Consider the following 16,521-nt stretch of genomic DNA (forward strand, 5'->3'; position numbering starts at 1 on the left):
GTCGATAACAAGGAGAGCCTGGATAAAAAACAGAAGCTGAATTCAAAAAACTGTTTGTTTTTTGTCGTCAAACATCTCCCTCTACTAATACAAGGTAAGATAAAAAAGCATTTAAAATCATTTTATTACACTCTTCATGCACTTATGGCAAGAATGATACAACGGGTGAGACCAGAGAGGCACTACCCACGGAAATCGATGAAACCCAGAACACGATGGAATTCTTTTGATGCGCCGATAAGGATTTAACCGAATGCCATTGCTAAGCCGGAACCGCCGAAAATTTCGTCAGCCGAAATTCAGCCCTGCGATAAGCGCATCAAGGTCAATAATTTTACCTTCGTTTTGGAAGGTATAATGCCCATTCAGCAAAATATGCTGCCAGGCGACAGGGGACATTTGAGTTATCAATGCCCGTGTCTTGATGCTGTCTGATACCTCTGGTTTATTCAGTAACCGGGATAAAATCGCGGAGTTATAGTAGATGATTACGTTAGCAACCAATCGCCCACACTGATTACTGATTTCCGTTTCAATGTCGGTTCGTCCGGTGAGTTCCTTTTTGCCGCCGACCTGTGCGATGGCTGAACGGAGTTGATGATAAGATTCAAGCCGGTTCTGTGAGCGGTGTACGTTCCGTTCTAACTGCAGATCACGCAGGTAACGCAATGTGTAGAGGCTGCGTACCAACCGATCATACTCAAAGATAGCGCGTCGCGTTGGATTGGGTGCCGTATAAGTACACAGCTTACGAATAAGCAGACCTTGGGTCATTTCTTTCAACCCTAACGTGGCAACAATCTGGTCAATATTGGCTTTTTCGCGGATAATGAGTTGTCGGTCAATTTGGCCAATGGGTTGAATCAGGCATTTTTTGTACATTCCCGGATCGTCAGCACAATACAACATCTGGAGTTGCGCATTCAGACTGGTGAAACGAGGTTCAAAACGCAGGCCGAACCAGTGCAGGATCGCGAAATCGCGAAGTTAGCCTTATTAACACTGTGCATATCACCGGTGATAGCGGTTGGCACGATATTCGAGGTGTTGCGATACCAGATATCAAAGACATGGTAAGCCTCATATTCGTTTGTGCCTATCATTGAGAGGGATATGGTTACACAACAGGGTGTAAGCGACCACACCTTTGCCTCGTCCAAAATATTTACGTGAGTGGCGAGCTTTCACAGTCGGATGATCAACCCCGAATTTCTGTCCATCGACCGCACCGTACAAGACGTCAAGATCAAACGAATAATGCGGAAAGATCGGCAGTGTGGCAATCGCATTACTGATACAATCATTGGCGGCCTGTAATGTCGCCTGACGCAGATACTGCTGATAAGTATTTTCCAGAATGTGGTAGGGAATATCACTGGTTCGTGCCATCACCTGATTACCGTGGTTCATGGCCTGAGCAATGATGACCGCCATCAAACTGTCAGTTTCGGCCTGTTTTTTCGCATAACGTGGCTGTAAAGGTTTCATCACCGACAGAAAATGACACTGTTCATTCACGAAGCTGAGGACATCGGCAATATCGCAGAACGGCAGCCGGGCATAAAATATTTGCTCCTGGGGTTTTCGATTATCCGCCTTGGGTTTGCGCCAATGTAATTTCTGTGTGTCCTTGTCGTATTCCAGATGTTTAAGCTGGCCTTGTTTCAGTTCGCGATTGAAAACCTGCCATTGCTGATGTAATTCAGATGACAGGGTATCCAGCAAAACATCAACAGGTTGCTGTAGGAAAGGGATCTCCATTTGCGCCAGAACATCGCGCTTTTCTTCATTTGCAACCAGCTCGTCGGAAAGATGGCGGTGTTGCAGGCTGTCATCAAGGTAAAATTCGCCTGACTGAAACCGTTTTCTTATCTGACGGTATAGCCAGAATTCATAGCGGTCGGCGTGCAAATGAGCCGGATTGCCGTCCTCGTCAAATATCAGCAGATACGGGCGTAGTCGCTTTGGTAATGTTGCCAGCGGCCGCTGTGAAAAACGCTGTTTTTTGCTGAAGATATCTTTAGCCCAGATGAGCGCTTTAAGCCATGGACTGGCAGGATCACTACCGGCAAAATCCAGACCGATATAGGAGAGCGTAAAAAAGTGTGGGGCACTTTTTTAGCTCAATATAATTAAGCAATTAAGCGTATTTATCAGATAGCGGTGAGAATCACTCAATCGCCACAATTCCCCGTAACCTGAGTTGTTAAACTATTTTATCCAGCTCTCACCAAATCCATGCCCCACACTTTTTTACGCTCTTCATTTCCTCTTCATTTGTTGAATGGACGATCAATAAAGTCATGCCAAACAGATGGTGAAAAGGCAGCAGATGCAATGGAGCCAGCAAGGTACGCATTATTTAATTCAAACCCGCATGGCGGTACTCAATGATGATTTGAAAACCCAATTTGAGCATTGGTATCCGGGCATAAAATTAGGTGACGAAGCTGAGCATTCTTGGGCAGAAAAGATGGCTGCATAAGTGCCCCACACTAATGAGATGGCCGCCCTCACCCTGTACCAATACACAAAAGTATCATAGCAACCAAAATAAGTAACTTGCATAAGTATCCGATATTAACACCTGTATGGTTCTTATTTAGATTAAATAAAACAGCTAAAAGCACGAGTCCGATAAAAATACCATTTCAACCAAACAAAAAATAATATTGACATGAATTAATATCAAGTTTATTTAGAGGGTAAATCATTCCTAATGTAATTAATCCGAGCACTGATTAATGCGACAGAACCATCAGAATTATCAATCAAAACACGATATATTACCCGAGCACTACTTAATGCGACAGATAGGGCGAGAGCGCGAGTGCTTAAATTAAAAACAACACGAACAATATCCAAGCTATTTTGGTGACAGGGTGTGTTAGTTTGCTCTAAATTCAATCTAATTGAGGGTTGTTTTTGCGCCAATTGTGTTCATAAAACGTTCACACTCTCACCCTGATGCGGCAGAACCAAGAACATGAAACCTTTGAACGCAAAGGTCAGTAAAGCGCTATTGCGGCAATGTTTAATTAGTAAAAATTTAAAAATTTAAATATTTGAGCCTCATAGCATCAAAAAGATGATTTAAGGTTTCCTCAAGGAAGATGCGTTTCACTTAATCGCAACCTCCATGGTGAACATAAAAAAATTAGGCTATTCAATGAATAAAGATAATTTTTTACATTCTAGTATAGTGGATGCTTTTGAGCAAAGTATCAAGAATAACCCAGGAAAAGTTGCAATATTGGGTGATAAAATAGAAATTACATATTCCCAGCTTCAAACTGAATCTGATTTGGTTGCACAAAATTTGTATAATCGAGGTTTCATTGGTTGCACAATATGTATTGATATAACTCCTTCTCCTGAGTTAATAATATGTATTCTTGGGGTTTTAAAAGTTAATTGCTCGTATATTTGCTTTGATAATAAAACCCCATTATCTAGAAAGCGGAATATAATTAAACAATCCGAATCAAAATTAATAATATCAAGTAAAAATGATGTTTGTGATTCAATCCGATTTGATGAATTATCTGCTAAAGTCGAAGTAACTGGTTTCAAAACAGCCAAAAATAAACTTACTACGATTATTTATACATCTGGAAGTACTGGAGAACCAAAGGGAGTTATGGTGAGCCATGAGAATATACTCAGTTTTATCGAGGCAACAAAAAATATAGATGGTACAGCTCGTATTGCACAGTTTTCTTCTGTGGCATTCGATGCTTTTCAGTTTGAATTATGGAGTGCTCTATTAAACGGAGGAACACTGTGTTTAATGCCACCTGAAGTGTGGTCAAATCCACACAAAGCTCAAGAATCACTCAAGGATCTAGAGGTAACCACAGCGTTTATCACAACCGCGTTGATCAATGCAGGGGTTCTCCCTTATTTTCAACATATCGATAGCTTCAATCGCCTTTTTTTTGGTGGGGAGCCATTAAAAAACAACATCATATCAGATATCTTTAGCAAGCTCGATTTTGAACTAATTCATTGCTATGGGCCAACTGAAGCATGTATTTGGAATGTTACCTATCCTGTAACTCATGACTCATTCCCTTTGCCTTTGGGCAAACCTTTGAGTAACGCCACGATTAAGCTCGTAGATGAACACCTAAATGACATTACTTTACCCAATGTACATGGCGAAATTTTGATTGGTGGTCAATGCGTTACTCTAGGTTACTTTAAGGATGCGGTACAAACTCAGGAAAAATTTATTGAGATAGATCAGCAAAGGTATTACAAAACCTCTGACATTGCTTATTTTAATGAGGAATGCTTACTGGTTTACTCGCACAGAACTGATAACACCATTAAGTTCAATGGCTTTCGTGTCAATCTGACTGAAATAGATAATATGGTGATGCAAATAGATAAACAAATCTGTTCAGCCACTGTTTTGTACAAGAATAACCTACAAGATCAGATCATTACGTTCTATTGTGCAAGCGAGTTAACTGAGTCTGATATTCAAAGCTGGCTATCGCAGCACCTTCCACGCTACATGCAACCCAACCGTTTAATCAGAGTTAAGCAATTTCCGCATACCGTTAGCGGCAAGGTTGATAGAAAAGCCTTATTGGCACAAATCACAGATGCGTGCGAAGCGAGCGATACCCACGACGCGTCTGATATAGACGGGCAAATCTGCCAAATTTGGAGCAAGTTACTAGGCACCAATGACATCGACCATGATGACAGATTTTTTGATGTTGGCGGAAGTTCGGTGTTGATCTTAAAGCTTCAAAGAGAAGTGAATAAAGCCTTTAAGATAAAGGTTAGAGTCACAGAGTTGTTCAAAAAACCTTCCATCAAGGAACAGGCAGAGTTAGTCAAATCTCTTGTTTGCCAATAATTAATATGTTAACGGAGTAAACATGGCTGATGTGGCAATAATCGGTATCTCTTGCGCGTTTCCCGGCGCAGATTCAAAAGATGAATTCTGGCAGATGATTAAAGATCACAAGGTTGTGACGTCTTTGGATCCTGTCACAGTGCTTAATCACAAAATAGCTGCTGAGGGAGTATTAAAAGATGCTTATAGTTTCGATGCGCCTTATTTTAATCTCTCCCCACGTGATGCAAAACTAACGGATCCACAGTTAAGAAAGTTACTTGAACACAGTGTATTGGCGCTTTATGACGGCAATATCACAGCACACCTTGATAGAAATCACATCGGTACTTTTTTGAGTGTGGGAACAAATCAGTATTTTAATAAATCCCTTGCGAATTCAAAGTATAATGCGGATGAAAATTTACAGTACTCATTGACCATAGGGAATAGTCATCACTGTGTAGCAACTCAGGTTGCTTATCGATTAAATTTGCAGGGGCCTGCATATACGCTATCTACTGCCTGCTCCTCCTCATTGGTCGCTATATATCAAGCGTGCCGTAGCTTAACAAATGGCGAAAGCCATGTCGCGTTGGCTGGGGGTGCATGTATTAATACACCGCACGGTGAAGGATATGAGTACATGCCAGGTGGCGTGCTGTCTGAGTCGGGGAGGTGTCAGCCATTCTCGAGCGAAAGTGACGGTACAATTCCTTCAAGTGGGGTTGGTGTGTTAGTGCTTAAACGATTAGAAGACGCACTTGCCGATGATGACAAAATTTATGCGGTGATCAAAGGTGGCGCTATCAATAATGATGGTGCCAGAAAAGTAGGTTACACTGCACCGAGTATAGAAGGTCAAAGCGAGGTTATCGCTCAAGCCCTAGTGAATAGCGGCGTTGATGCATCAGCAGTGGAATTTATAGAATGCCATGGTACGGCCACAGCGATTGGTGATTCGATTGAAATAGAAGCACTGAGTGAAGTGTATGACAAGCCAAGTGCCGGCCATTATGCACTGGGTGGGGTGAAATGGAACATAGGCCATACCGATGCTGCGGCGGGAGTTGCCAGTGTTATCAAAGTAGCGATGTCTTTGAAAAACAATATGGTTGTTGGTTCACCTTATCTGACTGACTACAACCCTGAGTTGGCGATGGAGTGCCGTCCATTCACTGTTCCTAGCGCGAATCAGCCGTTTAGCCAGCCTCAACCGTACGCCGCAGTGAGCGCATTTGGTATGGGTGGTACCAACTGTCACCTGATCATGCAGGCGTATCAAGGCACGCAGCCGCAATCACTTGTATCGGCTCAGGTGGGTGAATATGTTATGCCTATTTCGGCCAGAAGTGAAAGTGCACTTAATGCCTTGGAACAAACTCTCGCTCACTGGTTAGACGTACACCCAGAGGTGCGATTTGAAGATGTTCTTGGTACACAAACCTTGTGCCGGGCACAGGAAAAAGTCCGCCGCTTTCATATAGTAAACGATATCAAGACTCTGAAAAATAGCCTGCGCAGTGCAGAGCACAAAATTGTCTCAACCGTGGCAACTCCAGACGTTGTTGTGGTAGTTGAAGGACAAGGCAGTGATATCAAAGGGGCTGCTGGTTTTTACTATGAGCATGTGACAGGTTTTGCCCAGTACTTTGACAGGTGTATGCAAGCTTTCGCAAACTGCTCGGGAATGCCAGATGATTTATCAAAAGTGGCACTGGATGAAGTCTACGATAAAGATATTAGCTCATATCAGACGCTCTACGCGCAGCCCATTTTGTTTTCTATTCAATATGCATTGGCACAGCTGTTAAAATCGCAAGGCGTTCAATTTAACGCATATATTGGTCACAGTTTAGGTGAGTGGATAGCTGCTGCTATTGCAGACTTGTGGAGCTTTGATGATGCGGTCAAATTAATTGCTTGTCGTGCGGTGGCATTGCAAGCATGTCAAGATGGCGCAATGTTAGCGGTCTTTCAGGAAGCTAATAAGCTTGAATCATCTTTATTTGGTACTTTGACCATCGCCGCGATTAATAGCCAAAGCATGACTGTGGTATCTGGCTCACAAAATGATATTGCAAGTTTGAACCGTACTTTGAACAGTGTGGGAATTAAATGTAATCAATTGAAAACCAATAAAGCGTTTCATAGCCCTATGATTGCAAGCGCACTGCCAGCCTTACAGGCCGCTTTAGACTCAGTGCAATTTAATAAGGTCGGTGGCAGCGTTTACTCTAATTTAACGGGTAAAAAACTGCCATTTAGAAAAACATGCAATGCACAATACTGGCTAGATCAGGTTATGGCTCCGGTGTTGGCTGGGCAAAGTATTCAGGCTATCAATGCAAAAAGCGCGGTATATGTTGACTTAGGGGTCAGCAGTACTATGCAGAATATAGTTTTTAACAATACCACTAATGTGAGCGATAAATATGTCAAAGTAAAAGGCACATTAAACAATGGCGGGATAACCCAATTGCTGGGGCAGTGCTGGTCATACGGTATTAAGGTTAACCCACATATCGACTTCCAGTGGCAAAAATTGAATATGCCTGGATATGTTTTTGATAAAGTGGAATACTTTCAAAAGCCTAGTGAAGTATTCTACAAGCAGGGAAAACAAGATGTTGCTCAGTGGTTATATCAAGATTCATGGGCTATCAACCCAGCGAATTTGACGGTTGTCGATATAGCGACTCCAATTGCGGGTTATGCAAACTGGCTGCAACAGCGCGATAGCTTTATTTATACCGGCTTTGAATTAGCTAATGACATTACACCTGATAGCTTAACGACATTCATTGATGAACTTAAAACCCTGCGTCCGGAAGGGACTATGCAGGGTTATGTACTGTACAAAAGTAGCTCAGTGCCCTGTGCTGAGTCATTGTCACAATGTTATGGTTATGCGCTGAGCGCTTTGTGTAATGTCATCGCACAAGAATCACCGAGCATTAGTTTTAAGCTGCTGAGCTATGGCACTGATAGACAACAGTTACTGACATCAGAATTAAGCAAAGTGAATATGCAATCTAATGCACTGCACTTCGATGGCAGACATCTTTGGCACAAGGTGTACGCACCTCTGCGCGCAGTGGATGAACCTTATACCTTGCCACAACAAGGCTTTGTGATGATCACAGGTGGATTGGGCAAAGTGGGTTTAGCGCTGGCGCAATATCTGATTGAGCAGACCCAATTAGATGTAGTGCTGCTTGGTCGAAAATCGACAAACCTCCCTCATGTTAAATTGGCCGCGCTGGATGACTCGCTTATTGATAACATCGAAAACAAGCATGCGTTTGCCATGTTAAAGGACTGTGAACGTGTTTCATATGCCTGTGCATGTGTAACCAATGAACCACTTTGGCATGATCTCATCGACAACATCAGTGCGCAGTCAGGTCCGTTAAAAGGCATTATTCACAGTGCCGCATACACAGATTCAAAAGGGTTGTTACCTGTGCTATCAACAGATGCTGAGAATATGCAAAAGCACTTCTCTGCGAAGATCTATGGCTTAACGACATTAGATAACCTGTGCCAAAAATATCAGCCAGAGTTTTGTTTATTAATGTCTTCCATCTCCACGGTACTTGGTGGTGTTGGTCTTGGCACGTATGCATTTGTGAACCAGTATATGAATGAATTTGCAACGTTCAAAGCAAGTACCACGGGTACGCGTTGGCTGAGTGTGTCGTGGGATGGCTGGGACTTACATGATGATCCTGAACTGTCTAAAGAAATCAAAGCATTGTCTATTAATAATCTGGATTGTGCCGACATTTTTAATCATGTTTTCCAACTGATGAATGAGCGCCATGTGATTGTATCGACACATGACTTACAAACACGTATTGAGCAATGGGTGACGACGGGAATATCGACGCGTGCAAGTGCACAAAATCATGAACTACATCATATAGAAGAAGTTGCAAAACAGGCGTTTATTACCTGCCTTGAGATTGAAAAAGTTGACTTGAACAGCAACTTTTTTGACCTAGGCGGTGAGTCTGTCATGTTTACTTCGCTCATAGCGAAAATCAGAGATAGGCTAGGTTTGTCGCTGCCGCTTCATGAATTCATCAATAACCCAACACTGCATAATGTGATAGAGATACTTAAGGCTGAGGCGGGCCTAACAGGGTTATCCACAAAACAAGTAAGTGAGCAACTAACCGAGATTTTCCAAGAATTACTTGATTTACCTGTGGTTAATCAGAACGATAATTTCTTTGATGTAGGTGGTGACTCGTTGATCTTTACACAACTATCCAAGCGTATTCGTGATCAGCTAGGTTTTCAGCTGCCTCTACACAAGTTTATTGATAATCCGACGATTTCACACTTGGTAGAACTAATTTGCAAAGATGCTTCACATTCTACGACGGATGATGTGTATGACGATTTAGTACTGCCGGCATCGTTACAGCCACTTGCTTTGGCAGGCAACCCCCAGAAAGTCTTCTTAGTTACAGGTGCCTCGGGTTTACTTGGCACCAATTTAGTCTCTACCTTGTTGGCGCGTGATGAAGTGGCCAAGGTGATTGCACTGGTTAGAGGTACAGATCATAAGCATGCGTACAAGCGAGTCACATCTCAGTTGCAGCGCTATGCGCCAGGACAGTCACAAGATAAGTTAAGTGTATTGTGTGGCGATGTGGCAGAACCTTTACTGGGCCTTGATAGCAATAAATATCAAGCACTATGCGAGAGCGTTACGGATATCCTACATAATGCGGCACAGGTTAATCATATTCTGGATTATCGTAGTCTAAAGCCAACAAACACGCTTAGTGTAATAACGCTATTGGAAATGGCGTCTACTCATCAGCACAAGCATTTACACTTTGTGTCGACGCTCGCGTGTGCGTTTGAGCTGAATGATACCCATCGTTATACCGAGCATTTGCCAACCTTGGCTATCAAGCCTGCATCAGGTGCAAATGGTTATGCCCGTTCTAAGTGGGCGGCAGAGGTGTTGTTAGAGCAAGCAGTGCACAGAAAATACAGTGTCAACGTGATTCGACCCTCAAGTATTATGGGCGACTCAGCCAAGGGCACATTCAATCCATACAGTGACCACTTATGGTTGTTTGTAAAAGGCTGTTTGCAGTTAGGAAGTTATCCCGATGTTGAAAATGAAATCAATCTCACACCGGTAGACTTTATGGCGACGCTGATAGTGACTATTTGTCTGTGTAATGAAAACACAGTGTACAACGTGCCCACCCCTCATGTAGCACAAATGACAGACATCTTTTCGCTGCTCAAAACGCGTGGCCACCAGCTTGAGGGTGTACCTTATCAGCATTGGATTGAGCATGAGCTAAGCAAAGTTGACCAAAGCAATGCACTGTACCCAATTTTACCTTACTACGCGCAGCAGACGCATAGAGATGACTTGGCTCATGACTATCGTAATGTTGTGGTAGATAACACAGCGGCTTTGACACGTTCATTGAACTTGGCTTTTCCTGAGCCAAAAGATTTTATGAGTAATTTGGTGGAGTTTTTGGAAAATGACCAATTTTTCGCGTCTTGATATATCAGTAATTAAGGATAAAAGTTTAACTGAACGTAGCGGTGTTGACATTGGCTCATTATTTAATGCCTCTGCACAGACCCACTCAGACAAAATTGCCCTGTTTGATAAGCATCAGCGCTTAACCTATCGGGAACTAGATTTGGCTGCTAACAAGGTGGCCAATACTTTGCTTGCAGATAAGGTCAATACGCCCGTTGTTGTGTACATTCAGCGATCTATTGAAGCAGTGATAGCGATAGTGGGTATTGCGAAAGCGGGTCTGACGTATGTGCCCGTTGATAAAACTTATTCAACCCAGCAATTGGCCTTTATTTGTCAAGACTGTGGCGCTAAACAAGTGATGAGCGATGAAGCGTTAGCGCAAGATATTCACTGTTATCTGGTGGATAATATTTTAGCACACGGACGAACCACTTCGATCGCCGAAAATATGATGAGTCATTCGGCGTATATTATGTATACGTCAGGCTCGACTGGTGCGCCAAAAGGCGTACTAATACCACATTCAGGCATAACACGGTTAGTGATCAATAATAATTTTTTGACACCCAGTGAAGGTGAATGTGTTGCACATTGTTCATCGATTGGATTCGACGCATCGACCCTTGAACTTTGGTATCCATTGCTCAATGGCGGCAGTGTATATGTTATCGATAAACATGATGTTTTAGACTTTGCGTGTTTTGAACAGCAACTTAAGAAGGTGGATACACTTTGGCTCACGGTGGCATTGTTCAATACGATAGTCACGCGTCACCCTCAGGCATTATCGCATATCCGTAAGCTTCTGATCGGTGGCGATGTGCTGAATATTGAAATAGTTAGGCAGTTTTTAAACAGTGAGCATTGTCATTTAGAGGTGTTTTTAAATGGCTACGGGCCAACAGAAAATACTACCTTTACAACAATTTATGATATTTTTAAGTTAGCGCAGCAGCATACCAGTGTACCAATTGGAAAGGCGATTTCAGGTACTTCACTGAGCATTGTGGATAGCGATTTAAATCCGGTAAAAGAAGGGGAAGCTGGGGAGTTAATCGCCTCAGGCGAGGGCGTGGCGCTGGGGTATACCTGTGCAGAAGAAACTAAAAAGAAATTCTACTGGGTTGAAGGACAACGCTTTTATAAAACTGGAGACATAGTACGACAATTGTCGTGTGGAAATTTAGAGTTTATTAGCCGTAAAGATAACGAAGTAAAAATTAGGGGCTTTAGAGTCAATCTGTCACAGGTTGAGCAAATCATTAATACCGTCCCAGCAGTGCGTATTTGCTACGTCAGACCTGATACGCGTTACAATCATGAGGCTCTGGTTGCCTACATTGAAACTAGTCAAGACTTCTTATCTACATGTGAGCAAACCGTTCGTCGTCATCTACAGAAAAAATTACCACAATACATGATCCCGAATCGTTTTGTGGTGGTAGATGATATACCCATGACACGAAATGGTAAAGCTGATTTAAAAGCACTGGAGTTACGAATTGAACAAACAGCTCCATCACAGCATGTTGTTTATGGCTGTGCAGTGAGCGAGGCTGTTGCGCGCGCATTTGAGACAACATTGGTACATGCTAATGTACACACTGATATCCACCGCGGCTTTTTTGAGCTAGGTGGTAACTCTCTACAGATATATGCATTGTTGGGTCAAATTGCCGACAAACTCGGTATACAAATTTCGATTAGTGAGTTTTTATTAAATGACAATATTGCGGCACTGGCGAAGTGTATTACTGCCAAACAAGCGCAACATGTTGCGCAGCCTAATGAACAGATAAGTAGTGAGTTGCTAAGTCAGTTACCTATTTCACCCGCCCAGAAAAGGTTGTGGTATGTAGAGCAGATCTCTACCAAACAACATGAGAATTTGCTGACATTTGGCTATCGAATTCACGGCCCATTAAACGTGGAGCATTTGCGTGAAGCGTGTGCTGCGTTACTTGCCAAACACAATGTCCTACAAACCAGTCTAAAAGAAGACAAAGGTCAGCTAATGCAACATGTTGCGACCAGCAATGTATTAGACTTCGAGCACCTGACAGGGCGACGTTGGAAAGAGATCTATCAAGACGAAGTTCAGCATACTATAGAGCTTGATGGCGGCTCATTGATCCGTTTTCGACTGATTGAACAACAAAAGCATCAATTCGTGTTGCTGGTGTTTTCGACTCACCTTGTTTTGGATGGCTGGTCAGTTAGCTTGCTCATAGAACAGCTTGGTTTTAACTATCAGTTGCTCAACAGTGGGCAATTTCTTGATTACACGCCGAATTTTGCTTACTCAAAAGCCACGTATAATATGCTTAATTATCGTGATTCTGAGCAGTTTGTGAGTGATTTAGCTTACTGGCAGACTTACTTACAAGACAGTCCAGACCCTGTGATCATTCCAAGAACGGATGTAACGCTCAATCAAACCAGCCAGATAACTACGCACAAAAATCAGTTTAGCGTAACGCTTGGACGTCGGTTAACAGCCTTAATCTCGCAACGGGCAAAAGAGCATAACATCAGCCTATTTGGCTACTTAGTGTATTATTACGGCGTAGCACTTTGTCGCTTCAGTGCATTAGATGAAGTGTTACTGGCCGTTCCTAGTGCAAACAGAGATGACGCTGCTGATATCGTGGGAATGTTTGTCAATACCATTCCTGTGCGTCTGAATTACAAACAACAACCTACTTTAAAACAGGTGCATCAAAATATTTGTGAATGTTTGTGCCATGCCAAGGCCTATTTAGATGAAATCAAGCAACACTGCGCTGCACAGCGAATATATGTAAACCTAAATTGCTTACAGGTAGGCATCGCAATGCAAAATACGGGACATGATAAAGCTCTGACTCTTGTGGGTTGTGAGTCTCAGTTTATGCAGTTGCCGATTGAAAAAGCACGCTTTGACCTATTTGCTCATTGTCGCTTAATTGATGATCAATTAGAGGTGTCATTTGAGTTTGACAGTGAACACATCTATCTAGCGTATGTTGAAGTTATCGCAGATATTTTCAAACAGCAAATTCGCAATTCTGTGGAATGGGATGACGAGTCTCAGACGAGCCAAAAGCTGAACCTCATAGCACAGAATAGTCATCATGTACTTAAGCCAACACCACTGATGAATTGTCTTACATTAGCCTGTCAGACCGCGGCCAATGAAATTGCCGTTATTGAGCAAGATAACAGTTACACGTTTTCACAACTGGCTAGTGATGTTGTTCGTATGCAGCAGTTTTTGCAACAACGTAACATGCCATCTAGTAGCCGTATCGGGGTGCAGATTGAACCATCATATGCATACATTGTCTCTATTATGGCGATTTTGTCTTCCGAGTGTTCATTTGTGCCACTCGATGCAAATTACCCACAACAAAGATTAGAGTTTATCGCCGAGGATGCAGAACTTGTTGCCACTATTGTGACTCAACCTGCCGAGCAGTCTATTTATGTTGGCCAACTTGAACTGAGCATAATGACTAATGAAAACCTTGTAACGACTGACATACATAGTAACGAAGCTTGTTTACTTTATACCTCAGGCTCTACTGGGGTTCCTAAGGGCGTGTCGATTTGTCGAGATTCAATTTTACGTTTGGCACAACAGCCTAATTTTCTTAAGCTGAATAAAAATGATCGCTTCTTGGTTGCATCGTCCCCTGCGTTTGATGCGTCTTTGCTGGAGATTTTTGTGCCGTTACTCAACGGTATCAGTTGCAGTATCTTAACCAAGCAAGAATTACTAAATTATCAGACTCTCGAAGCGCAGCTGATCAGTAAAAAGATTAACACCGCGTGGCTTACCGTGTCGCTTTTTAACGATATTTATGCGAACTACCCACAAGCCTTGGCTCCGTTCCAAAACCTGTTAATTGGTGGAGATGCACTACAGATCACCACCGTTCGTGCATTTTTAAGCAGCTCACATTGCCGACTAAATCAGTTTGTTAATGGCTACGGGCCGACAGAGTGCACAACCTTTGCTACCTGGTTTAATATTTTCGAGTTGCAGGATAAACATACCTGTGTGCCGATTGGTAAGCCTATCAATGACACCTTTGTGTATATTCTTAACACTGAAAAGCAGAGTTGTCGAGTCGGTGAAGTCGGCGAAATAGCTATAGGTGCGCCATGGCTGAGACCGAACTACAACAAACGAGCAGCGCTGAACGACGAGAAATTTATTATCAATCCAAACTATGATTTGGATGATTGCTATTACCTGTACCTGACAGGAGATCTTGCTCGTTACAATCCAGACCTGGACATTGAGTACATTGGGCGCTTAGATAAACTGGTGAAGATCCGTGGTAATCGCGTTGAGCTTGGTGGTATCAACAAAGTGCTCTCTGCTCATGAGTACGTGGCAAACTCTCATGTCTGCGTGGTAGACAATAATGGTAAGAGCATTTATGCCTATGTTGTTAAGGGTAAACACGATATTACTGATAACGATTTACACAGTGATGTGCTGACCTATTTGCGTCATAAGTTAGAGCCTTTCCAGATCCCTTCGGCAATTATTGTGGTTGATGAAATTCCATTAACGATTAATGGCAAAGTTGATCAATCGAAGCTACCTTTACAGGTAGGTAGTGTAGGGTGTGACTACATCGCTGCGACGACAGACACCCAAAAGCAACTCCTTACATGTTGGCTGCAATTATTAAATTCCAACCAGTTTTGTATTACTGATAGCTTTTTTGATATTGGTGGACACTCTTTACTAGTACCTAAAGTTATTAACTTTGTGCAAAGCACGCTGTCAAAACGTCTCTCTTTTGTAGACTTTTTACAGCACCCTACAATCAAAGGGTTGGCTGAACATATTGATTCGCTGACATCAGACGATGTGCCGAGTTGTATAATGATACCGACTGAGTACCCTAGTTACCCGATGACCTCTCAGCAGTTAAATCTCTATTTTTCTCATGAGTTGTCATGTCATCAAGCGCTGTACAACATTCCGGTTGGTAAGCGCTTTACACAACATTTTAACGAGTCTCAGTTGCAAATTGCGTTACAACAGTTGTTGCTCAGGCATCGCGTGTTAGGCGCAACCTTTGAATATGATGACAACGATGAGCTGGTGATGATGTGTAAGCAGCACACCACATTGGCTCTCAAGGTGTATCCTGTTGCGAACGAAGCAGAAGCTATCACAATCTGTAAAGAGCTGGCGATGAAGTCGTTTGAGTTGGATTCAGATCAGCTGTTTGAATGTTATTATCTGCCGTTGGCAGACAAAGTAGAATCACTGATTTTCATCAACATACATCACATCATTGCAGATGAAGCGAGTATCGTTTCTATATATAAAGCGCTTATTGCACTATATAATGGCGACGATTTACCTGCGTCAGAATGTGATTTTATGGATTTCTGCTGGTATCAGAATTCGATGATTGCACAGCAAAATCCACAGGATAATTTATTGTTTTGGCAGGACGTGTTTGCTGGGTACAATGGATTACTTAAGTTCACGACTCAACAGCGACTGCAAGAAACTAATAATGAGGCTTTTAAAACACGCTTTGAACTGAGTTCGGCTCATACGGCGAAGCTAACGCAGCTTAGCCAATTAACTCAGGCATCACTATTTGAGCTGTCTTTGGCTGTATACCAATTAGCAGTTATTCAGCTTACACAAAAAGATGACATCGTGATTGGTTTCCCTTATTCTGAACGAGCCGAACACAATCTGCTTGATGCGGTTGGGTATTTTGTTGACATCATCCCTAGCAGAGTGCAATTGGTGTCCCCGCAGCATAGCGTGCCTGAACTCAAAGAAGTGATAGCACAAAACCGACGTTTCATACAGATGCGTCCTACATCTCAAACCATTCCGTTTGTGCCTGATGTCGTTAGGCATGAGCATTACGCGTTACTCGTACAGAATGCGTTTTCATTCCACACTGGTGAGACAACCGAAGTGTTGGGTTTCGATGTAGAACTAAACAACAAATACAGCCGCTTTGATAGTGTGTTTAATCTGACACTGAATGAACAAGGTGGCATGGCTGAAGTCGAATGTGTCAAAGATCTCTATACACAAGGTACTCCAAGTGAGCTCTTTGCTGCATTTACGGCAGTCATTGAAAAAATTAATTTAGGCAATTAA

General features: G+C 42.6%; 3 protein-coding genes and 2 pseudogenes. 4 read left to right on the forward strand and 1 reads right to left on the reverse strand.

Annotation, left to right across the window (positions count from 1 at the left end):
• Positions 1-288: 288 nt before the first annotated feature.
• A pseudogene (locus Xhom_RS23670) lies at positions 289-2,088 on the reverse strand (Tn3 family transposase); the annotation flags it as partial.
• A gap of 176 nt (positions 2,089-2,264) precedes the next feature.
• Here Xhom_RS23670 and Xhom_RS23675 point away from each other — a divergent pair.
• The 4 genes and pseudogenes from Xhom_RS23675 to Xhom_RS23690 form a co-directional block, all read left to right on the forward strand.
• Positions 2,265-2,485, forward strand: a pseudogene (locus Xhom_RS23675) (ISKra4 family transposase); the annotation flags it as partial.
• Between the two features lie 684 nt (positions 2,486-3,169).
• A complete protein-coding gene (locus Xhom_RS23680) occupies positions 3,170-4,873 on the forward strand; it encodes a non-ribosomal peptide synthetase (RefSeq protein ID WP_169928538.1) in 1,704 nt (567 codons plus the stop codon).
• Between the two features lie 22 nt (positions 4,874-4,895).
• On the forward strand, positions 4,896-10,400 hold the full coding sequence (locus Xhom_RS23685) for a type I polyketide synthase (protein WP_099140011.1): 5,505 nt from the start codon (positions 4,896-4,898) through the stop codon (positions 10,398-10,400).
• The gene (locus Xhom_RS23690; RefSeq protein ID WP_099140012.1) at positions 10,378-16,521 is read left to right on the forward strand and encodes an AMP-binding protein; all 6,144 of its coding nucleotides are present in this window, start codon (positions 10,378-10,380) and stop codon (positions 16,519-16,521) included. Before Xhom_RS23685 ends, Xhom_RS23690 begins: the two co-directional genes overlap by 23 nt.

The organism is Xenorhabdus hominickii (genome assembly GCF_002632725.1).
Classification (GTDB): Bacteria; Pseudomonadota; Gammaproteobacteria; order Enterobacterales; family Enterobacteriaceae; genus Xenorhabdus; species Xenorhabdus hominickii.